The sequence below is a fragment of the Rhodococcus sp. JS3073 genome (assembly GCF_026810085.1).
Lineage (GTDB): Bacteria > Actinomycetota > Actinomycetes > Mycobacteriales > Mycobacteriaceae > Rhodococcus_F > Rhodococcus_F wratislaviensis.
Map to the genome: position 1 here is coordinate 770,080 of NZ_CP113952.1, position 19,966 is coordinate 790,045.

General features: G+C 64.9%; 16 protein-coding genes and 7 pseudogenes. 12 read left to right on the top strand and 11 right to left on the bottom strand.

All coding sequences use genetic code 11. From position 1 onward, the window contains the following. Positions 1 to 153: 153 nt before the first annotated feature. A complete protein-coding gene (locus OYT95_RS41385; RefSeq protein WP_268792408.1) occupies positions 154 to 1,041 on the top strand; it encodes an alpha/beta fold hydrolase in 888 nt (295 codons plus the stop codon). A 131-nt stretch (positions 1,042 to 1,172) separates the two neighbouring features. On the opposite strand, the pseudogene OYT95_RS41390 reads toward OYT95_RS41385, so the two are convergent. After that, positions 1,173 to 1,380, bottom strand: a pseudogene (locus tag OYT95_RS41390) (transposase); the annotation flags it as partial. A gap of 200 nt (positions 1,381 to 1,580) precedes the next feature. Between OYT95_RS41390 and OYT95_RS41395 the strand changes: the two are divergent. The 3 genes from OYT95_RS41395 (at position 1,581) to OYT95_RS41405 (ending at position 3,295) form a co-directional block, all read left to right on the top strand. Beyond that, on the top strand, positions 1,581 to 1,853 hold the full coding sequence (locus OYT95_RS41395; protein ID WP_268792409.1) for a hypothetical protein: 273 nt from the start codon (positions 1,581 to 1,583) through the stop codon (positions 1,851 to 1,853). Between the two features lie 165 nt (positions 1,854 to 2,018). Further along, positions 2,019 to 2,777, top strand: coding sequence for a ParA family protein (locus OYT95_RS41400; RefSeq protein WP_268792410.1), 759 nt, complete (start codon positions 2,019 to 2,021; stop codon positions 2,775 to 2,777). Then, complete coding sequence (locus OYT95_RS41405; RefSeq protein WP_268792411.1) at positions 2,777 to 3,295, top strand: hypothetical protein; 519 nt, start codon at positions 2,777 to 2,779, stop codon at positions 3,293 to 3,295. The genes OYT95_RS41400 and OYT95_RS41405 overlap by 1 nt, the downstream gene beginning before the upstream one ends. A 734-nt stretch (positions 3,296 to 4,029) precedes the next feature. Here OYT95_RS41405 and OYT95_RS41410 read toward each other — a convergent pair. The 3 genes and pseudogenes from OYT95_RS41410 to OYT95_RS41420 all read right to left on the bottom strand — a co-directional run. Next, positions 4,030 to 4,351 (bottom strand): annotated as a pseudogene (locus OYT95_RS41410) (VOC family protein); the annotation flags it as partial. 64 nt (positions 4,352 to 4,415) lie between these two features. Further along, the gene (locus tag OYT95_RS41415) at positions 4,416 to 4,748 is read right to left on the bottom strand and encodes a hypothetical protein (RefSeq protein WP_268792412.1); all 333 of its coding nucleotides are present in this window, start codon (positions 4,746 to 4,748) and stop codon (positions 4,416 to 4,418) included. A 27-nt stretch (positions 4,749 to 4,775) separates the two neighbouring features. Beyond that, the gene (locus OYT95_RS41420; protein ID WP_268792413.1) at positions 4,776 to 4,979 is read right to left on the bottom strand and encodes a hypothetical protein; all 204 of its coding nucleotides are present in this window, start codon (positions 4,977 to 4,979) and stop codon (positions 4,776 to 4,778) included. Positions 4,980 to 5,163: 184 nt separating this feature from the next. Between OYT95_RS41420 and OYT95_RS41425 the strand changes: the two genes are divergently transcribed. From OYT95_RS41425 to OYT95_RS41440, 4 genes and pseudogenes are all read left to right on the top strand, one after another. Beyond that, on the top strand, positions 5,164 to 5,631 hold the full coding sequence (locus OYT95_RS41425) for a hypothetical protein (protein WP_012686967.1): 468 nt from the start codon (positions 5,164 to 5,166) through the stop codon (positions 5,629 to 5,631). Next, positions 5,628 to 5,949, top strand: a pseudogene (locus tag OYT95_RS41430) (hypothetical protein). Before OYT95_RS41425 ends, OYT95_RS41430 begins: the two are co-directional and overlap by 4 nt. Before the next feature lie 75 nt (positions 5,950 to 6,024). Continuing rightward, positions 6,025 to 6,721: pseudogene (locus OYT95_RS41435) on the top strand (IS6 family transposase). Between the two features lie 197 nt (positions 6,722 to 6,918). Further along, positions 6,919 to 7,341, top strand: a complete 423-nt coding sequence (locus OYT95_RS41440; protein ID WP_328286597.1) for a nitroreductase family deazaflavin-dependent oxidoreductase — start codon at positions 6,919 to 6,921, stop codon at positions 7,339 to 7,341. Between the two features lie 72 nt (positions 7,342 to 7,413). Here OYT95_RS41440 and ppsA read toward each other — a convergent pair whose 3' ends face one another. The 3 genes from ppsA to OYT95_RS41455 all read right to left on the bottom strand — a co-directional run bounded on the left by ppsA (position 7,414) and on the right by OYT95_RS41455 (position 11,058). Then, positions 7,414 to 9,795, bottom strand: coding sequence for a phosphoenolpyruvate synthase (gene ppsA, locus OYT95_RS41445; RefSeq protein ID WP_128642479.1), 2,382 nt, complete (start codon positions 9,793 to 9,795; stop codon positions 7,414 to 7,416). A gap of 11 nt (positions 9,796 to 9,806) precedes the next feature. Continuing rightward, positions 9,807 to 10,637 (bottom strand): pyruvate, water dikinase regulatory protein, encoded by an 831-nt coding sequence (locus OYT95_RS41450; RefSeq protein ID WP_128970186.1) that lies wholly within the window; start codon positions 10,635 to 10,637, stop codon positions 9,807 to 9,809. A 160-nt stretch (positions 10,638 to 10,797) separates the two neighbouring features. Continuing rightward, complete coding sequence (locus OYT95_RS41455) at positions 10,798 to 11,058, bottom strand: VWA-like domain-containing protein (RefSeq protein WP_442972581.1); 261 nt, start codon at positions 11,056 to 11,058, stop codon at positions 10,798 to 10,800. A gap of 64 nt (positions 11,059 to 11,122) precedes the next feature. Between OYT95_RS41455 and OYT95_RS41460 the strand changes: the two are divergent. Together OYT95_RS41460 and OYT95_RS44915 are read left to right on the top strand one after the other, a co-directional pair. Then, positions 11,123 to 11,391, top strand: a pseudogene (locus tag OYT95_RS41460) (NRDE family protein); the annotation flags it as partial. Beyond that, a complete protein-coding gene (locus OYT95_RS44915; protein WP_442972582.1) occupies positions 11,330 to 11,836 on the top strand; it encodes a Rieske 2Fe-2S domain-containing protein in 507 nt (168 codons plus the stop codon). The pseudogene OYT95_RS41460 and the gene OYT95_RS44915, both read left to right, overlap by 62 nt. Positions 11,837 to 11,947: 111 nt before the next feature. Here the strand turns inward: OYT95_RS44915 and OYT95_RS41465 are convergent, their stop codons facing one another. The 4 genes and pseudogenes from OYT95_RS41465 to OYT95_RS44920 form a co-directional block, all read right to left on the bottom strand. Then, the gene (locus tag OYT95_RS41465; protein WP_268792415.1) at positions 11,948 to 12,205 is read right to left on the bottom strand and encodes a DUF7218 family protein; all 258 of its coding nucleotides are present in this window, start codon (positions 12,203 to 12,205) and stop codon (positions 11,948 to 11,950) included. 628 nt (positions 12,206 to 12,833) lie between these two features. After that, positions 12,834 to 13,598 (bottom strand): IS21-like element helper ATPase IstB, encoded by a 765-nt coding sequence (istB, locus tag OYT95_RS41470; RefSeq protein ID WP_268792416.1) that lies wholly within the window; start codon positions 13,596 to 13,598, stop codon positions 12,834 to 12,836. A 54-nt stretch (positions 13,599 to 13,652) separates the two neighbouring features. Then, positions 13,653 to 14,777, bottom strand: a pseudogene (gene istA, locus OYT95_RS41475) (IS21 family transposase); the annotation flags it as partial. A 188-nt stretch (positions 14,778 to 14,965) separates the two neighbouring features. After that, a complete protein-coding gene (locus OYT95_RS44920) occupies positions 14,966 to 17,413 on the bottom strand; it encodes a zinc-ribbon domain-containing protein (RefSeq protein WP_442972583.1) in 2,448 nt (815 codons plus the stop codon). A 579-nt stretch (positions 17,414 to 17,992) separates the two neighbouring features. Here OYT95_RS44920 and OYT95_RS41480 point away from each other — a divergent pair. Together OYT95_RS41480 and OYT95_RS41485 are read left to right on the top strand one after the other, a co-directional pair. After that, a complete protein-coding gene (locus OYT95_RS41480) occupies positions 17,993 to 18,238 on the top strand; it encodes a helix-turn-helix transcriptional regulator (protein ID WP_061043485.1) in 246 nt (81 codons plus the stop codon). Between the two features lie 156 nt (positions 18,239 to 18,394). After that, a pseudogene (locus tag OYT95_RS41485) lies at positions 18,395 to 19,090 on the top strand (class I SAM-dependent methyltransferase). Positions 19,091 to 19,966 lie beyond the last annotated feature (876 nt).

A 19,966-nucleotide genomic window follows, 5' to 3' on the forward strand; every position in this document is an offset into this window, starting at 1 on the left:
TTCCCCGCAGGTTCTGCCAAGGTGGCAGCGTATGTGTCTATTGGCGAACAAGTCGGCAGGAGTGTCCTGCACGGACAGGTAAGTGTGCGGAGCCAGACCGCTCACCGGGTGTTCGCGGTGACGCAGCGTCTTGTAAGCAGAGAGCGAGTAACCATGAACTCACCCTCACTGCCGGCGCTCGCCGGCGTGGAGCACCGGTTCGTCGATGTGGGCGGCGGTGTCACGATTCACGTCGCCGACGCTGGACCGGCCGACGGGCCGCCGGTCATGCTTGTCCACGGTTTCCCGCAGAACTGGTGGGCATGGCATGAACTGATCGGACCACTCGCGGACGACGGCTACCGAGTGTTGTGCCCAGACCTGCGTGGTGCGGGTTGGAGCTCGGCTCCCGATGATCGCTACTACAAGAACGACATGGCAGATGATCTCGCGATCGTGCTCGACCGGCTCGGCGTCCCGTCGGTTCGACTGGTCGCGCATGACTGGGGTGGTCCGATCGCGGCGTTTCTGATGCTGCGACATCCGCAGAAGGTGGCCGGCTTCTTCGGACTGAACACTGTCGGGCCGTGGATCAAGTTCGACCTGACGGTGGTTCGCCAATTATGGCGGTTCTGGTACCAGATCCCGATTTCTCTTCCGGTGATCGGACCGCGCCTTCTCAGCGACCCGAAGGGGCGCTTCTTCAGGATGACGGGCCGGTGGGTCGGTGCCGGGTTCTTCCTCGACGACGTCGACTTCAGGCTCTATGTGCGTTGCATGCGCGAGCCCGGTCATGCGGTCGCCGGCTCGCGCTGGTACCGCACATTTCTGACACGAGAAATGATCCGTGCCCGCGAGTTCGCGAATACTTCCGTCGATGTTCCGATGCGGTTCCTCCACGGAATGGGCGACACGGCAATCACTCCCACGCTGCTACGCGGGTACGCCGAGCACGCAGCCGGGTTTCAGCTCGAGACGGTCGACGGCGTCGGTCACTGGATAGTCGATCAACGACCCGAGCTGGTGCTGGAACGGCTTCGGACATTCCTGCACGAAACTTGACTATTGGCTCGGCAGTCCCGGGCTCATCAACCGGACCATCGCGACCAGCGATCGATGTATCCCCAGTTGACGATGGGCAAGTGAGGCCGGTGACCGGGCTCTGCGTTTCAATGGTCGGCTGCGGAACGCCTCGACGAGATTCTCCATCCGACGGGTCGACACCCCGAGCAGGTAGCAGGTGGCCACTACCGAGGTCAGCGCCTTCTCCGCCCGTTTGCGACGTTCGAGCAGCCAATCGGGGAAGTACGAGCCGGACCGCAGCTTGGGGATGGCGACGTCGAGGGTGCCGGCGCGGGTGTCGAAGTCGCGGTGCCGGTATCCGTTTCGGCTTTTGGTGCGCATTGGGCTACGACACGCCGGTCAGGTTCGGATTCGGTCCGTACACCATCTTCATGGACGCAACCCGAAAATGTTTGTAGGCCGGTACTTCCTGTGGTCGAGTTCGGCAAACACTGCACGCAATGACCGGCCGCGAGAAATTCTGGGGGGTGCGGTGTGTCGGGTAGGTCGTTCGACTTTCTGGTCCCAGAATTGCGGGCATGGTCGAGATCGTTGCTTCCCGCCGCCGAGGGCGGCCCAGCAAGGGACCCCGTGCTGTGGTCAAGGCGCTGGTGCCACCGGAGCTCAAAGAAGCAGCTGCCAGCACCGCGAAGGCACGTGGCATGACCGCGAACGACTACATCGCGGCGCTGATCGCGGCCGACACCGGCCTGACCGAGCTGATGGCCTCGATTCGAGAGAAACAGGCTGCCACACCAATCCGCGGAACCCCGCAGAGTAGGACCGTGACGGATCACCGGTCTGGGCCGTGAGTGGCGACCGGTTACTCGTCGCGATAGTGAGAGTAGATCGTCCGCCGTCAGCGATGATCTCAGGACTCCGCCGGAACGAGGAACGTCAACGCGACACCGAACGCCCCGACGGATCAGTGCACGTTACGCACTATTTTTTCACGAAGGTCACGAAGGGACAGGCCGATGACCCGCACCATCGCACTGGTCAACCATAAAGGTGGTTCCACCAAAACCACGAGCGCGGTCAACCTCGCCCAGGCCCTCGTCGAAGCCGGCTACACCGTCCGCGTCGTCGACCTCGACCCACAGTGCAACGCCACCACCTGGCTCGGCGCCACGCCCGAGGCCGTCGACAACGATGTCCTGTCGGTACTGATGATGGTGGCGAGTATCGAAGACGCCACCACCATCACCGCGTCCGGGATCCACCTCGTGCCTGCCACCAAGGAACTCGATTCCGTCGGTCCCTACTTCCTCAAGAAGCCCGGTGCCCACGGCGTCCTGCGCAAAGCCCTCGCCGGCGCCCCTGAAGTCGACTTCAATCTCCTCGACTGCCCCGGCGACTTCGACCACCTGACCATCAGTGCGCTCGTCGCCTGCACCGAGGTGCTCGCCGCTGTCATGACGGGAGCGATGGAACTCGAAGCGCTCATGCGGATCGAGAATTACATCACCGAGCAGGTCGAGTTGCTCAACCCCACTGCACGGCTCAATCACATCCTGTGCGGCCGCGTCGAACTCGGCCAGGTCATCGACCAGCAGGTCCTCGCCGCGCTCCGCGAGAGCTACCCCGATCAGACGATGCGCACCATCATCCCGAAGTCCGTCCGTGTCAGCGAAAGCTACAGCGCCGAAGAACCCGTCGTCAGGTGGGCACCGTCCTCCTCCGCGGCACGCGCCTACCGCGACGCCGCCCGAGAACTCGTCGAAAGGGCCATCTGATGAGCGCGACACGTAAACCCGGGCTCGCCAACAACCCCCTCGAACGCCGCCCCCAGCCCCGCGCGGGCGTCCATCAGGGCGGGACGTGCTCGAGCACTCGTCGCAAGGACCTCTTGATCAGCGTGACACGTAAACCCGGACTCGCCAACAGCCCCGTCGAACGCCGCAAGCGGCGACTGCCGAACCTCGTCGAGCAGGGCGTGGACGTCGCTCGAGAAGCAGCCACTATCGCCGAACCCCAACCGGGGCCGGTGGTCCTCGGCGAAGAAAAGAAGACCACCACACGGGTCCCCGCAGACAAGAAGCAGGAATCGGTCTGCATCAACCGCGCCAAGGTCGAAAACGGCATGAATGCCGTCGCCGCGATCGGCCATATCGCCGGCGCCCCCGACAGTTGGTCCGACCTCGTCGACGAAGCCCTGGCCCACTACCTCGCCGTTCTCGAACGCAAATACAACAATGGCGAACCCTTCCCGCCGCGCAACACCGAAGTCGTCCGGGGACCAAGCATCAACTAGCACCCGAGTTCACCGGGTCGGCCGCGCCGTGCTCGACGCCCCGGTGGAGCATCGGGATACGGCGGCTAAGGATCTCGACGAACTGGCGCCTCCTCGCGTCGCTGCAGCTGGCGTTCGAGCACCGCCAGGTGTGCACGAGCTGCTCCATGCTGTGCTGGTGCAGGCCGCAGCCGCGAGCTGCTGGATCGTGGGGTCATCCACCGCTGCGGCCGTACCGCCGAGCTTGTCAGCGCGCCGGGAAAGCGAGCGAGCCTCGCGCAGGAGCGCGGTGATCGCTTTCGCGGACGGAGGATCAGGACTGTCCACGTCATTGTCTGCCATGCCGTTGATTCTGCGCTGCACCACAACACCGATCGAGCCACGACATCAGTGCTGTTTGCGGATCCGCTAACGCGAGAGCGACCGGGGCTGAGGATTCCGACACGTTCGTGAGAATCACCCGCCGCCACGTGTTGAGAACCCGCAGGCCGGATCCACGAAGACATGACACCGAGTCGTGGAACCTACCCGGTTTGTAGGTTCTCGTTCCCCGGGTCTCCGGTGTGACCGGGTTTGTCACCGGATATCAGTGGCGGTCGGTCACTGCCGAGGCATTTCCTAGACTCCCGGTGGTGCATCGACGACGGGTCCGTTGTCCGCATCGCCGATGCGGCCGCGCCCACGGCCTCGAGGACCGCTGTACGGGGCATCTTCGCAGACAACGGCGACGGCGGATTCGTCGGTCTTTGTCAGCCAGAACTCGACGAGGCGGCCGGGTCGCCCACGATGCCATCGATCTCGTGCCCATCCTGTCTGCGTAGAAAGGTGAAGTCCACACCGGGTAGGTCGTCGTTCCCGTCCAGCGTGAAGTCGAACACCGCCGCGTAGAAGTCCCGCGCCGGACCGGGATTCGGTGTCACCAAGTCGTTGCGCAACAACGTGTTCGGCTCGTTCACGAGCTCGCAGCCGACATGCGCCCGCCCCTGCCACGGACCGAAACTGCGCACCGGACGGATCCCGCACCATCGCCATCCGACCCTGGTCGGCGATGTCCATGGGCTCCATCAGCAGCGTGCCGATCTGTTCGTCTTTCAGCTCGGTGCCGATTTGAAGGTGCGGACGGACGCCGATCTGGTGTTCTTCAACAACCCGAGCACCCCGGAGGGTGCGGGTCACTCTCGCCGGCGGGCGGGTGACGCTGAGCCTCCTTGGCCGGCTGCGGCTCCACACCGGCGGTGAGCTTGCCATGGGTGGTGTCCTTTTCGTGCTGGCCGATGTAGTCCAGCTGCACCGTGGACAGGTCGATCGGATCCTTCGGCACGCGGTCGGTCAGCTGCGGGGCGAGGTGTTTGAGATAGATCGCCAGCTTCTCGAGCCACGGATCTTCGTAGGCGAATAGCTGGGAGAGGAAGTCGTACTGCTTGATGTAGGTGCTCACGTCCTTGCGGAACATCGCCAACTCTTCGATGGCCACGGCGTCACCGTCGTCGACGGCGTCGCGTTACCGGACGTCGTGCCGGTCGACGGCGGGCTTGATCCACCGTTCGAGGGCGTTGTTGCCCTTCTTCGCCAGGTAGTCCTCGACCAGGGCGTTGACCTCGGAGGCCTCGTAGATCCCGAGGACGGAGATTTTGCGTTCGGGGCGTGGACGATGCTCGGGTCGGTCACGTCCGCGAGGTGAAGGCGGTTGACGCTGGCGGTACACGGGGTGGCGGCGGGCTCAACTGCAAGATCGATATCTCGCTGGGAGTCTTGGCTCGCAGTTTTTCGATGCGTGGCGGCGGCCGGACGACGCCCTTTGTCAGCTGTGCCAGCTCGGTTGGCGGCCGTCCGTGTCGGCGTCCTTCTCTCACCTTGCCGACCGCACACTTTAAAAGTACATTGAAAGTATGTCTGTGGGTGAGGTGCCGTTCTCGGATATCCAGAACAAGGGGAAGGCGACGTTGTCGGAGTGGCAGCGGTCGGGTGCGCGGCCGCTGCGGGTGACGCGGCGCGACGATGAGGATCTGGTGTTGATGACGGCGGTGCGGGCGGATCAGGAGCGGGAGGTGCTCGCGGCGGCGACGGCGATGGTCGACGCCCTGCTGCACTCCGATGACGGTGTTCTGGTCCGCAAGGTCGTGGCGGCGGCGTTTCCGTGGGTGAGCTACCTGTCGGGTGAGGAGGTCGCCGATTTCGTCGACGAGCTGATCGCGTCGCTGCGGGCGGGTTCGTCGCTGGATAATCCGGCTCCGCCGGCCCGCACGATCGAGACGTGGCGGCACACGGCGGAGGTGTATGCCGATCCGGATCTTGCCCGGATCCTGTCGGCGCCGTCCGCCGGTGACTTCGGGGCCGTGCCGGTGCCGGAGCTGTGAGCCCGAAGCGGGGTGAGCGGGTTGCGCCGCCGGCGGCCGGGGAGCTGTGGGAGCTGCGGTTCGCGACCGGCGAGGCGGCGAAGGGGTGGGACGAGCTGTGCCGGCAGGCGCCGGCGAACACGCTGGTGGCGTACGAGGAGTTGCGTCGCCGTGCGGTCGTGGGGGAGTCGACGACGCGTCATCACCGGTTGAAGGGCAGGCTCGCGACCGGGGTGCACAACGGCGTCGAGATGGAACATCTGGTATGTGATGGACATCGAGCACCGCACGTTGTGGCTGAAGCATGCGGGCACAGGGCACCCCAAACGGACCGAATAGTGTTGCCATTGTGCTGAATGGCACTGTCACGTTGTTGAACGCGGCAAACTGGGAGAATGCGGCGGGACCACCCCAATGCCATCGTACAAAGGCCACCGCTACCCGGGCGAGATCATCAACCACTGCGTGTGGTTGTACTTCCGGTTCCCGCTCAGCTTCCGTGAAGTCGCGGAGATGATGCTCGAACGCGGTGTGGTGGTCAGCTACGAGACGATCCGGCGGTGGTGCGCCAAGTTCGGGCAGACCTACGCCAACCAACTGCGCCGACGGTGAGCGCGGCCCGGTGACAAGTGGCACCTCGACGAGGTCTTCCTCCGTATCAACGGCACCCAGCACTACCTGTGGCGGGCGGTCGACCAGGACGGCAACGTGCTCGACGTGCTGATCCAGTCGCGCCGAACGCGGTGGCAGCCAGAAAGTTCTTCCGCCGCCTGCTCAAAGGACTGGAGTATGTGCCGCGGGTCTGGTCACCGACAAACTGGGCAGCTACGCCGTCGCGCACTGCGAGCTGCTGGGCTCGGTCGAGCATCGCCGCTCGAAGTATCTGAACAATCGAGCCGAGAAATCGCACCAACCGACCCGGCAACGCGAGCGGGCGATGAAACGGTTCAGATCACCCAGGCATGCGCAACGGTTCCTGTCCGCGTCCAGCGGCATCTCACCGCATTTCCGGCCGGGCCGGCACCGGCTCTCGGCACCCGAATGGCGTACCGAGATGGCCGACCGCTTCGCGGTCTGGCGGGAGGTCACCGCGACCGAGGTCGCCGCCTGAAAGATAACAATCCGACAGCCTTCCGCAACTCCGAAACAAACTGCGCCGCTGTCCTTTTCAATCAACTTGACAGTGCCCACCACCAACCCGATTGACGCCGGCACGGGTTCGTCGAGGGTTTTGGCGCACCCGCGCGACGACGCCCGTTCCGGCCTGGCCATGGAATGGCGAGCGCCTCGGAGGCGTTGGCGATGAGTATGAGCGATCAGCCAGAACTCAGCCCCGAGGGGTGGGTACGTGACCAGACCGAGAAGATCCTGGAACAGGGTACGACCGACGGCGTCCAGGTGTTGGACCGTCCGATCGTCCTGTTTACCACCACCGGGGCGAAGTCCGGCAAGAAGCGCTACGTCCCGTTGATGCGGGTCGAGGAGAACGGCAGGTACGCGATGGTTGCGTCCAAGGGCGGCGCACCCGGCCACCCGTCGTGGTACTTCAATGTGAAGGCGCACCCGCAGATCTCGGTGCAGGACGGGGCGACGGTTCGCGACCTCACCGCGCGTGAGATCGACGGCGCCGAGCGCGAGCACTGGTGGGAGCTGGCGGTAGCCGCTTTTCCGCCGTATGCGGAGTACCAGACCAAGACCGAACGACGGATCCCGGTCTTCGTGCTCGAGTGACCTGCCGTCGCGGCTGAAGGACCGTCACTCCCAACGCACTCCGCGGCGCGAAGTGCGTTGGGAGCGGTCGGTTCAGCCGAGTGCGGCCAAGCGTGTCCAGGTGTCGACGACGGTGTCCGGGTTCAGCGACATGGACTCGATGCCCTGTTCGAGCAACCATTCGGCGAGATCGACATGGTCGCTGGGCCCCTGCCCGCAGATGCCCACGTACTTGCCGCGCGCCTTGCACGCCGAGATCGCCGCTGCGAGCATGTGCTTCACAGCGGGGTCACGTTCGTCGAAGGAGTCTGCGACGAGCGCGGAATCGCGGTCGAGCCCGAGCGTCAACTGCGTCATGTCGTTCGATCCGATGGAGAACCCGTCGAAGTGGTCCAGGAACGCGTCGGCGATGACCGCGTTCGAAGGCACCTCGCACATCATGATGACCTCGAGTCCGTTCTCGCCGCGGCGAAGGCCGTGCGAGGCCAGCAGCGAGATGACACCTTCGGCCTCGGTGAGGGTTCGGACGAACGGGATCATGATCTTGACGTTGGTCAGGCCCATCTCGTCGCGGACGTAGTTCAGTGCGGCGCATTCCATGGCGAAACAGTCGGCGAAGTCCTTCGACAGGTACCGCGACGCGCCGCGGTAGCCGATCATCGGGTTCTCCTCCTCGGGCTCGTAGAGTTCGCCGCCGACGAGCTTCGCGTACTCGTTGGACTTGAAGTCCGACATGCGCACTATCACCGGATGCGGCGCGAAGGCTGCCGCGATCGTCGCGACGCCCTCGGCGACCCGGTCCACGAAGAACTCGCGGGCGCCCGGATAGGCGGCGATCGCCTCACCGATCTGCTCCTTCAGCGGCCCGTCGAGGGTGTCGAAGTCGAGCAGGGCCTTCGGGTGGATACCGATTTGGCGGTTGATGATGAACTCGAGGCGCGCGAGTCCGACACCACTGTTCGGCAGGCGGGAGAATGCGAACGCCTGTTCAGGGGTACCGACGTTCATCATGATCTTGGTGCTGATCTCGGGCATCGCCTCGATCGAGGACTCGGTGACGTCGAAGTCGAGCAGCCCTTCGTACACGTAACCGGTGTCGCCCTCCGCGCACGAGACCGTCACCTCGCGACCGGCGGTGAGCGACCGCGTGGCCCCACCGGTACCGACGACGGCGGGAATGCCCAGTTCGCGCGCGATGATCGCGGCGTGACAGGTGCGGCCACCGCGGTTGGTGACGATGGCGCTGGCACGCTTCATGATCGGCTCCCAGTCGGGGTCGGTCATGTCCGCGACGAGCACCTCACCGGCCTGGAACTCGTGCATCTGTTCCACCGATTCGAGCACCCGGACGGCGCCGGCTCCGATGCGGGCGCCGATCGCCCGGCCTTCGACGAGGACCGTGCCGGTCTCGTTGAGCCTGAACCGCTGCTGGCCGGTCACCGCGGCCCGCGACTGCACGGTCTCCGGACGCGCCTGCAGGATGTACAGCTGGCCGTCGACGCCGTCCTTGCCCCACTCGATGTCCATCGGACGCCCATAGTGCTCCTCGATCAGCAGCGCCTGGCGGGCGAGCGCCTCGACCTCGGTGTCGGTGAGGCTCAGCAGTCGCCGATCCACGGGCTCGACGTCGACGAACTCCGTCGTCCGGCCGACCGAGCGGTCGGCGGTGTAGACCATCTTGGTCGCTTTCGATCCGACGCCGCGCTTGAGAACCGCAGGACGGCCCGCGCGCAGGGCAGGCTTGTACACGTAGAACTCGTCGGGGTTCACCGCACCCTGGACGACGGCCTCACCCAGGCCGTACGAGGAAGTCACGAACACAGCGTCGGCGAAGCCCGACTCTGTGTCGATGGTGAACATGACCCCGGACGTGCCGATGTCGGAGCGCACCATCTTCTGCACGCCCGCGGACAGAGCGACGGCGTCGTGGTCGAACTTGTGGTGCACCCGGTACGCGATGGCGCGATCGTTGTACAGCGATGCGAACACCTCGTGCATCGCCTGCAGGATCGCGTCGATGCCACGCACATTGAGGAAGGTCTCCTGCTGCCCGGCGAAGGACGCGTCCGGAAGGTCCTCGGCGGTCGCACTGGACCGCACGGCGAACGACGCGTCGTCCGATCCGCCCGACAGCTCCGCGTACGCCGTCCGGATGTCTGCCTCGAGATCGGTCGGGAACGGCTGCTCCATGACCGCCGCGCGGATCTCACGGCCCGCCTCGGCCAGCGCCTGCACGTCGTCGGTGTCGAGGGCGGCGAGCCGCGCGCTGATCTTCTCGGCCAGGACGGTGCCCGCAGCGCTCGGTTGATTCACGAATCGGCGGAACGCGTCGGCGGTCGTCGCGAAGCCGTTGGGGACCCGGACCCCGACGTTGGTCAGGTTGCGGACCATCTCGCCCAGAGACGCGTTCTTGCCGCCCACCTGCTCGAGATCGGCGAGGCCGAGGTCGGCGAACCATCGGACGTTGCTGTTCATGGACGGGCTCCTCAATCGTGACGGTGGGCCCTGCGTGCGAGCACTTGCAGGATGAGTGTGGACATTTCTTCGACGGATTTGGCCGACGAGTCGATGACGGGCAGGTCGTGCGTACGGTACAGCTCCTCCGCACGCTTGAGTTCGTAAGCGCACTGGCGCAGCGACGCGTACGTCGAGTCTGGGCGACGTTCCGTCCGGACCGCGCTGAGACGAGCCGCGGTGGTGATTATCCCGAAGCAGCGGTCCTGCAGATGCAGGATGGGGCGTGGCAGATCGGTGCTCACCAGATCCTCGTCGACCAGAGGGTAGTTCGCGACACGAAGTCCGTGTTGCAGTGCGAGGTACATGGTCGTCGGGGTCTTGCCGCAGCGCGACGGCGCAACCAGGATCACGTCGGCCTTGTCCAGCGTGCGGACGCTTTGGCCGTCGTCGTGTTCGATCGCGTATTCGACGGCCTGCATACGCGCGTTGTAGCGCTTGACATCGCCCACGCCGTGCAGGCGCGCGGGGGTCCGGGCGCCCCGGGTGCCGAGGATGGACTCGACCTGCTGCATGTGCATGTCGAAGAAGTCGATCACAGGTGCGCGGGTCCGCTGCAATTCGTGACGGACGTCATCGAGCGCGGCCGTGACGAACACCAGGGGTGTCATGCCGCGGTCCATCGTGGCGTCGATCCTGCGCACGACCTCGCGGGCGTCGTCGGGCGTGGTGATGAACGGGATCAGTGTCCGCTCGAACCGGTGGTCGGGAAAGTGCAGGAGCAGGGCGTTGCCCATGGTCTCCGCGCTGATCCCGGTGCTGTCCGAGAGGAAGAAAACCGGGATCGTGTCACCGGCATACATCTCAGTCACCGGTCCATTCCTATCGTCGCCGTCACACGGTGGGCTCCATCTTTTCCTAGACGCTTTTCGAGCTGTCAGGCAGGTCGCGTAACGGGCCGTTGATGAGGTGTTCACGGAGGTCGCGGAGCATCTCCACGTCGCGGACGCTGCACCTTCACCGCTACGCAGCGATCTCGACGACCTTCGCCCGCTCGGGCGGCCGGTCGGAGACCTGGTGAGGACGGCACTCGTTCCACGAGCTCGGCCGCCGGAACGGCTCGACCACGGTCCGACACCCCGGCGGCATCGCCGGCCACGGTGTCTGTCCGTCGGTCAGGGCGACGATCACGTCGGGTCGACCGGCGCCGCGGGCTACCCGGTCGAAGCCGGCGCGAAGGTCCGTTCCGCCGCCCCCTGCCAGCGGTATGTCCTCGGCCGGCACGGGGGGTGCACGGCTACGCTCGGGCCTGCAACTGTGTAGCCGAGGGTGACGAGGAGACGTCCGTATGTGCCTGGTCCTGTTCGCCTGGCATACCCGCCCCGATCTTCCCCTCGTCGTCGCGGCCAACCGCGACGAGTTCTACGCCCGCCCCATCGAACCGCTGCACCGTTGGGACGACGCGTCGTCGCGGGCCGCGATCTGCTGGCAGGCGGGACGTGGATGGGCATCTCCGACGCCCTGCGGTTCGCGGCCGTCACCAACGTCCGCGACGGTGCCCCCGCGACCGGGGCCCGGTCCCGCGGGGCACTGCCTGTCGACTACCTCCGCGGCCGGTCGGGGTCGACACCACCGCGTTCTCCACCCTCCCGTCGGACTGGACCGACGCGGCCCCGGAAAGTGCCCTCGTCGGCAGGGTTATGGTTTCCGTGCTGGTCGGCACCGTATCGGTGCTCTTGGTGAACCGCCCGGCGTCGTCGCGCTGAGCAACCGATGCACCCATCGGGGTGCTCCGTTGGGCGAGGGTTCCCTTCAGGATGGGTGCCTCGAATGCCCGTGGCACGGCAGCCGATTAGGTGTCGCGGACGGTCGGGTTGGAGAGGGCCAGCGACCCGGCCGCAACAGGTGTACGACACCTGAGTGCGTGACGGACGGATCCAAGTCCGGCAAACCGACGAACAGCGGACGCTCCGCACCAACCCTGTTGCCAGTGGCAACGAGTGACGGTGCGAAGTCGGCGGTCTGGACTCCGCAGCGCGGACGAATCGGCTACGCCGACTGACAGATCGACCGGAAGGCCGCTCCAGGTGCCATTATTCGACGCGTCGTGACCGTGCGCTGCGGTAGACCCCGGACCAAATTTGATCGGGTGCGTCCGTACGGGTGGAGGGCATCAATGGTTGCGTAGCGCGTCGATCAATTCACTCTTCCGTTTCGACGAATACCCCGACAAACCGACCTCTTTCGCCTTCTTCTTCAGCTCGTCCACGGTCCAGTCCTCGTAGGACGACGACTTGCCGCCTTTACGGCCGGTGCCGGATCGGCCACGGTTGGCGGCGGAGTTCGCGATCCGCGCCGCCTTCTCTTTCGACGCGCCATCTTTCCGTACTTCCTGGTACACCTTCTCGTCCTTGATCGATGCCCGCGGCATGGCGTTTCTCCTCTCGAGTGGCTACTCGGTGGGCACCCGCATTCACCGGGCCTGTACCACACCGGATACCGGTTCAGTGTGAAGGGCATAACGAGTGGCGTATCACCGTGCCTCCGGTCGCTGCCAGAGGTGAAATGGTGAGGTCGGCGTCATCGACTCCCAGTTGTCGAGGACTCCTGACACGGAGGGGTCGGCGTGGGGCTGGCTGAAGCGGCGCAGGCGCTCTCCGAGGGTGGCCAGCCTGCCCTGGCGTCGGCTCCCCGGGACACCACCGTCTACAGCGCGGGCACCATCGCGATGGAAACCGGATCCCGGCATCGGCCCGCGCCGCTTCGGGGCGCTGGTGCGGGTCGCCGCACGCCGACTTCTCGCCAACCCCGACCGGTGCCGCAGGCATCGCCATCCGCGTATGTAACTGTGAGGACATCGAGATATGTAGATCGGTGGCAATCCGGCGCCATTGACGATCGAATCACGGCCTTCGGTTTGGAAGGTTTTTCTATGGCAGCCGGATGAGTGCAGAGAATTTTTGTCGACCGTCACGTAATTCCCCAGGGGTGTCCGTCACGTAATTCCCCATGCTCGGGCGTGCTGAGTCGAGGGTAACCCGAGCGGGTGGGGGTGCGGATCAGGTTGCGCCGGTGGTGCGGTGTCCGGGTCGTTTGCGGGGTCGGTAGGACGGTCCGTCCATCAGGGTTTGGTGGCTGGTGTTGATGAGCCGGTCGAGGAGCGATTCGGCGACGACCGGGTTCGGGAATAGCGGGTACCAGTCCTTTGGGGCGCGGTTGCTCGTCAGAATCAGCGGTTTGCCGGCGATCGCCCGGTCCGAGACCAGATCGTAGAGGTCGTCTGACTGGGTGGTGGTGTGCTCGCGCATCGCGAAGTCATCGATGATCAACACCAGCGGCCGGGTGTATTCGCGCATCCGCTGACCGATGGTGCGGTCGGCATGGCCACCGGCGAGGTCGGCGAGCATGCGGGAGCACTTGACGAACCGCACGTCCCCACCGCGGCGGGCGACATGATGCCCGAGTGCTTGTGCCACATGGGTTTTGCCTACTCCAACGGGGACGTAGAGAATGACCGACTCGCCGGCGTCGAGCCAGCGCAGGGCGGCCAGGTCGCGCAGCATCGCCGCCGGGAGTTTCGGGTTCGCAGTGAAATCGAAGTCCTCGAAGGTGGCCTGTTGCTCGAACCTCGCCCGCCGCAGCCGGCGGGCCAGCGCCGCCGTTTCCCGGCGGGCGATCTCGTCCTCACACAGCACTTGGAGGAATTCGAGGTGTCCGAGCTGCCCGTCCCGAGTTTGGGCGAGCCGGGCATCGAGCGTGTCGAGCATCCCGGTCAACTTCAATGTCTTGAGTGCAGCACGCAGGCTGGGATCATGAATGGTCATCACAGAAACCTCACTGGTTCAACGTGATTGCAGGACAGTCGGGTGGAGTCGCGGTCAGGCGGTGCGTTCGGCGTCGAAGGCTGCGGGTCCGCGCAGGAACGCCGGCGCCGGCGCGGCGGCCGGGGCGGGCCGTCCGTCATGTTCGGTGCCGGCGGCGAGGATGCCCTTGACGGTGCGGTAGCTGGGGTCACCGACCTCGAGGGCACGGGCGCACGCCGCATTCAGCCGCCGATCCTCGTAGCGATCCCGCAGCCGGACGATGCCCTGGATCGCCCGCAGCCGGTGCAGCGCGTTGACCTGCGACAACTCGCTGACCACGGCGACCGCGGCCGGGCCGATCTGCTCGGCCTGCGCCCGGCACCAGGACACCGTCTGCAGCGTGTAGGCGATCTTGTGCGGCGGGTAGTGCTCGGGGTTCGTCGACCGCCCCGACAGGTGCAGCACGTGGGTGGCGACCACCTGCTCGGTGTGGAAGATCTGCACCACGTCTCCGCTGGTGCGCACCAGCACCTGCTGGCCGATCAGCCGCCAGGGCACCGAATACAGGGCCTTACCGGCCTTGACATGACAGTCCGGGGCGACCTTCCCGACCTGATAGAGGACCGGCTCGAATGGTCGCAGTGGAAGCGTTGTGAGACGGTGCTTTTCGACGGACTCGAACACCGCCATCGGTTGTGCTCCGTCGAGGCCGCGGTGCTGGTGCCGGCCGTAGACGTCGGTGCACCAGGCCAGGGCCGCGTCCTGCATCTGCGCCAGCGAGGTGAACTCCCGGCCCTTGAAGAACGAGTCGCGGATATAGGGCATCGGACGCTCGATCCGCGGTTTGTCCTTGGGTTTGCCGGCGCGAGCCGGATCGATCAATAGCCCGTAGAACGCGGCGAGCTCTGCATAGGCGCGGTTGATCTTCGGGTCGTACAGGTCCGGCCGGTCCACCCCGGTTTTGAGGTTGTCGCACACCATTCGAGCGGGGACACCACCGAAGAACTCGAACGCCGCGACGTGCGAGGCGCCCCACGAGGACTGGTCCATCCGCAGCACCGGTTGCACGAACAGCATCCTCGAACAGGTCAGGATCATCGCGAACGCCCACACCGCCACCCGCCGGTCGGTGGCCGGATCCCGCCACATCCCGAGCTTGCCGTAGTCGACCTGAGCCTCGTCGCCGGGCGGGACCGGGCCACTCAAGCCAGGTCGGCCGGTCCTTATGGTGTCGGCCAGCCGCAAAACTGACATAAGCCACGGAGGCGAAACAACGGTAGAGCGAACCGGCCAACACGATCCATCGTGACACCTCTGGGTACTTCCTCGGCGCTCCCATCATCCTTCCGTGTGATGAGACCTCTGTCAGAGTCGGGGCGCAACACGTCTCACGCTCCGCTTCTCTTACCTGCACAGGCTGGGCAGCCTGTGGGTTGGCGACGATTCGTTCGGCTGTAGGGAGGAGCCTGCCAGCGGTGCTTATTGTCGACGGAGCAGATCCACCAGATCTTGTCGCGTCCCGCCGTGGGTATCTCGGCCGGTTGCCGTCCGGTGCGAGCGACGTCGACTTGGGCCGCCAGGTGAGGATGCGTGGTGGCGAGGTTGCGGCCCTTGTTGAGCGTGGTCGCGGTGCGGGACTCTCCTGTCCGCTTCCAGCCGCACTGGACGCAGGAGAATCGAACGACGGCGTCAGCAACGCGCTTCTCCACGAGGCCCTCGCATGTCGCGCAGGACCAGACACATCGATCGCCACTGCGTGGAAAAAATTCGGTCGGTCCGACTCCAGGGTTGCTCAGATTCTTTACGAACCGACGAGCAACGTCAGGGTATGTGTCCGCCAGTGAGCATCCTTCGGGTGGCCGGGCTCGCTTCCGTCCGCGTGCCTGTGATGAACACAACGGACACACCTCCGACCCGCCGGAACGACTCGCCACTGTAGCTCTCCACTTGTCGGTTCCGCACCACCGGCACCGCCACAGGCAGTAGTCGGTGCTGGTCGGGGCGAGCAACTCTGGTCCGATCGTCGGTCGGTCGAGGTTCGCTACGAATTCAGCGGAGAGAGTGGGCGACTTCGAGGCGAGCGACGGAGACGGTGGAGCTCCCATTACCGCGATCCACGCATGTCCGGCAGCGGCTCGTGCTTGTCGTACAGCCTGAGAATCAAGCGCTTTCGGTGTCACTCCGAGGCTCCGCAGCTGCGAGCTCAGCGCTATCCACCACGATTCCGGGTCTTCGGTCGCGTGAGTTACCGGCACACAGGCTCCGCCTGCATCAGGCAACGATGTAGGCCGGACGCGCACGTAGTGGTAGTCGCCCATACGAGCTGTCTTCGCTCTATCCGACTTCAGCGAGCGAGTGCGAGAATGCCAATACTCAGGGTCGAGATCGATCATCAAGTCGAGTTCGGGTAGGTAGAGGTCGATCCGCTCGGTGTAACGGCGTCCCCGATGTGTATGCCGCAGTGGATGGTCGTAAAGAACCTGCAGTCCGGTCGCTGCCGAGATCAGGTGTCCGACTTCGAGTTCAAATCTGCTGCGGCGCTGACGCTGTGAGCATTCGGGACATCCGGTGTTTTGTGTTGAGCGTTGATCGACAACGGTTTCCCAGGTGCGGTGCCCGAACTCGCATTGCCATTCGATCCGGTCGTCGCAATATGCGGGCGTCGTCTGAGCCGATCGTTCGGGGCGGCTCACATTCCTGACAAACTGGGCCACCAGATCGGGGCGCACGAGGGCTAGCATGCTCGCTCTTTTGTTCACGCTGCGACGTGTGCCGCATGGTTTGCAGCCAGCGCCCTTGACACGGTTGGCCACGATGGCTGTCCATTCGTGACCGCATTGGCTGCAGACCCACCGGCACCGGTCGTGCACACTCGGGCCAACGCTGAAAAGGTCTCGCCCGGTCGTGAGATTCTCCCGGAATTCGCTCAGGAGATCCGAGGCCACCGCCGCCGCCGAGACTGTGGGAGCTGATCTGGCGAGGAATCGGCACTTGGAGCATCCTTCGTCTACGGCGCGGGCGACCCTTGTGCGCCATTCGTGACCGCACCTGTTGCAGCGCCACCGGCAGGTGTCGCTTGACCTGCTGGTGAGCTGATCGACGTCCCGTTCCGGATGGGAATGATTGCGTAGAAGCTTGAGTGTTGTTCGCTCGATGACGTCGGCGAGGGACGGCTGTATGCGGCCGGCACAGTTCGGGCAGCCGTTACCGTCCACTGCAACCTTGTTTGCTTGGGCGGGCCATGTGTGGCCGCACTCGAAGCATTCCCAACTGAAGTAGTCGGCTGTCCCGGCGGTGACATCGATCCCACGCGGAGGGTGGGTCAGGTTGGCGATCGGACGGAGAGAACGACCGATGAGTGCGTCACGGAGGGGAGGGTGGCGCCGCCTTTTCGCTGGTCGGCCGTTGGAAGCTCTATCTGAGTCTCTGTCTTTGAATGCGAACTCGCACTCAGTATTTGGGTCCTGATCGATGTCCAACTCGACCTGGGCGCCCGGAGGTGTGGGGGACACATGCACGTTGTGCGTAGGCCGGATAGCGTTGTGCGGTCGGTGTTGCTCTTCACCGGCAGTCGGTCTGCCGCTTATGGAAGGCAACGGTATCCGTTGCTGCAGTGGAGACATCGCCGCTGGGAAGCCGCCGGCTTGGAGACAGTCCACGGGACACCGAAGGATCCAGCGTTGAACCACGCCTCTTGCCAAGCGCGTAGATACCATTCGCGGTCGGCCACGCTCCTGGGGCGAACGGGGGTCGTTCACTTCACTCTGGGGGTTCTGTGCATTTTTCTCACGTGCCTTGCGCTCCTCACGCCAGTCACGGTCGTAGGCATCGAGCATGACTCTCCTCCTTTCGTCCTGGCATTCCGCCTCAGGCCAGCCCCGGGTCTGGCGTCTGCAGTCGGCAGACTAGGTGATCCCTCCGACAACCGGCTTATCGACTTGGTGGTCAGGCCCGGAGCGTGCCGTCTGTTGGCCCTGCCGCCGATGTTCAGGGCTCTTCTCGGGTGGCTTGAATTTCTCCATGGGCCGTCGCGCTCGTGCCTGAGGTTCATTTCAGTTCGGGCGATGCACCCGATGAGTGGGGGACGCGTCGTCTTCCCAGCTGGATGGGTATTTTTTCCGGGTCGACAATGGCTTCTGAACGCACCGCCCATGTCGCCGGCCGCAGTGAGGCCCGGCAGGGCCAACTCCAAGGGTTTCGAACATTGCAATGCATCGCTGTATTGTCTCCACGAATGCCGCTTGCCACACACGACAGCCATGCTCATGGGCATTACATCACTCCGTTGTAGGGGCTTTCCCGGGAAGACCCACTGCGTGGTGCGGTGTCGCAGGCGTGCCTGCAGGGTGCACCGCGGGAGCGCAACCGAACTACCACCCGCATCGCCAACGGGCGATGAACAGGAAGGACTCTCCATGGCTAACCCACATCGATTGACCACAGATCAGGTCCTCGCGTTGATCAAGGAGGAGACCGGTTCCGAGCTGTCCGCCTCGACGTTTCGTGGGTACGTCTCCCGTGGGCAGGCTCCGGCGCCGGTGGAGAAGATCGGCCGCACCCCGCTGTGGAAGCGCTCGGAGATCGTCGAGTGGGCGAACAACAGGCCCGGGCAAGGAGCGCGCACCGACATCCCCAAACCACGCCGGCGCCGCGCCGAGTGATCACACTGCATTTCCGCGAACACCTAGAGGTGTCATGAACTGGCGAAACGGCATGACCCTCCTCTGGGGCCAGGCCGTGAGCGCTGTGACCGTTACGATCGTCCCCGCTGCGGGGGGGTTCGGCTTCGCATATCAACCATCAGAGGAACGGAACATATGGCAGCTGGTGAGGTCACTCAGGCGGAGAAGGACGGAGCCGAGAAATACAGCCGCGCCGTCTTGGCGGCGTATGACACCTTCGTCCTGAAGTGGAGCAACACCTACGCCTGACGCTGTCCCCGAGAAGGGCTCCTCACCCACTACGACACCCACCTGGGCGGCCGGCACCTCGATATCGGTCCTGGCACCGGCTGGTACCTCCACCAGGCCACCTATCCGGCCGCGGCGCCCGAGATCACGCTGATGGACCTCAATACCAACACCATGGCGATGACCGCTGGAAGGCTCGCCGACCGGAACATCACCCCGGAGGTCCACACCGGAAGCATCCTCGCTCCCATCGACCCCACTGTGGGTGTATTCGATTCCGTGGCAGCGAACTTCGTGATCCACTGCGTCCCCGGAACCTGGGCGCAGAAGGGGAAAGCGTTCGGGCACATCGCCCAGGTCGTCGCCGACGACGGGGTGTTCTTCGGCTCCACCATCCTCGGGACCGGAGTACGGCACAACCTGTTCGGCCGTGCCTTGTGTGCCCTCTACAACGGACCGATCAAGGCCTTCGACAACACCACCGACGACGAGGACGGGCTGCGTACCGCGCTGTCGGCGGCATTCGAGACCGTCGAGATCACCGTCGTCGGAACGGTGGCGGTTTTCGCTGCACACCGGCCGCGGCGCACCCCGGCGCAGTAGTGACGACAAACGGCCCTCCCCAGTGAAACGCACGCGCACCGACCCAGCCTCACTCGAGGCATGTCGCTGTCGCAGTTTGAGCTCGTTGGGGGTCTCAGAGGACGCCACCGTGAGGCTGCGCGGACCAGTGCGATGGAACGGCTGACCGGTGTCGTGCGGATTGCGAGGGGCGGCTGATCGGCGGCCCCCCTGTGGACTGCATGGGATCCCGTTGGGAATCCGTCACCGTCCTTGGCACGGTCCTTCCCTGCCACCCCCGCCGTTTCGCCTACCCTGCCTATCGCAGTACCGGATGACGATCGGTGACCGGCACGGTAGATGGTGACCTTGACTACCGTTGTGCGTGTGGCCGACGCGATAGGACCAGAGACGGATTCCCAGTGGGAGGCATCCGAGCTGGCGGACACCGCCGAGGCGGAGTCGAGGTGGATCGACCAACGTCTGGCTCCCTTCCGTGCCCATACTGTGGGCTCGATAGTCCCGACTGGGTTCGAGTCGTATTGCCGGATCTTCCACCCCGCGTGGACCGCGTACGCGCCTGACGGCTCGGGTGAACGGCCCCTCCGCTGGAACGAGGTCGCGGCCCTGAGCGGTGCTGTATCCCATCCCGCGATGGAGTGGGACTCCATCGTTCGGGGCGTCAGTGAGTCGTCGCGAACGTGAGCAGATCCCCTGCCGTTGCGATCCCGGTCGGTGGACATGCGACGGGTTAGGCTGCGGAAGTGTCGAGAGCAGTGTGGTGGGCTTCAGCTGTGGCCGCGTTGGCGTTCACCGCGTGGGTGGTTCCCTCGTTGTCGATGGCTGAGGTGTCGTTGTCGTGCTCGAAGATCGGCGAGAGCCAATCCTTCTTTCGGTGCGATGACCGTATCGTCCACG

Coding starts and splice junctions, on each gene's coding strand:
- OYT95_RS41385 (WP_268792408.1), top strand. CDS start 154: ATGAACTCACCCTCACTGCCGGCGCTCGCCGGCGTGGAGCACCGGTTC.
- OYT95_RS41395 (WP_268792409.1), top strand. CDS start 1,581: ATGGTCGAGATCGTTGCTTCCCGCCGCCGAGGGCGGCCCAGCAAGGGA.
- OYT95_RS41400 (WP_268792410.1), top strand. CDS start 2,019: ATGACCCGCACCATCGCACTGGTCAACCATAAAGGTGGTTCCACCAAA.
- OYT95_RS41405 (WP_268792411.1), top strand. CDS start 2,777: ATGAGCGCGACACGTAAACCCGGGCTCGCCAACAACCCCCTCGAACGC.
- OYT95_RS41425 (WP_012686967.1), top strand. CDS start 5,164: ATGTCTGTGGGTGAGGTGCCGTTCTCGGATATCCAGAACAAGGGGAAG.
- OYT95_RS41440 (WP_328286597.1), top strand. CDS start 6,919: ATGAGCGATCAGCCAGAACTCAGCCCCGAGGGGTGGGTACGTGACCAG.
- ppsA (WP_128642479.1), bottom strand. CDS start 9,795: ATGAACAGCAACGTCCGATGGTTCGCCGACCTCGGCCTCGCCGATCTC.
- OYT95_RS41450 (WP_128970186.1), bottom strand. CDS start 10,637: ATGTATGCCGGTGACACGATCCCGGTTTTCTTCCTCTCGGACAGCACC.
- OYT95_RS41465 (WP_268792415.1), bottom strand. CDS start 12,205: ATGCCGCGGGCATCGATCAAGGACGAGAAGGTGTACCAGGAAGTACGG.
- istB (WP_268792416.1), bottom strand. CDS start 13,598: ATGACCATTCATGATCCCAGCCTGCGTGCTGCACTCAAGACATTGAAG.
- OYT95_RS44920 (WP_442972583.1), bottom strand. CDS start 17,413: ATGCTCGATGCCTACGACCGTGACTGGCGTGAGGAGCGCAAGGCACGT.
- OYT95_RS41480 (WP_061043485.1), top strand. CDS start 17,993: ATGGCTAACCCACATCGATTGACCACAGATCAGGTCCTCGCGTTGATC.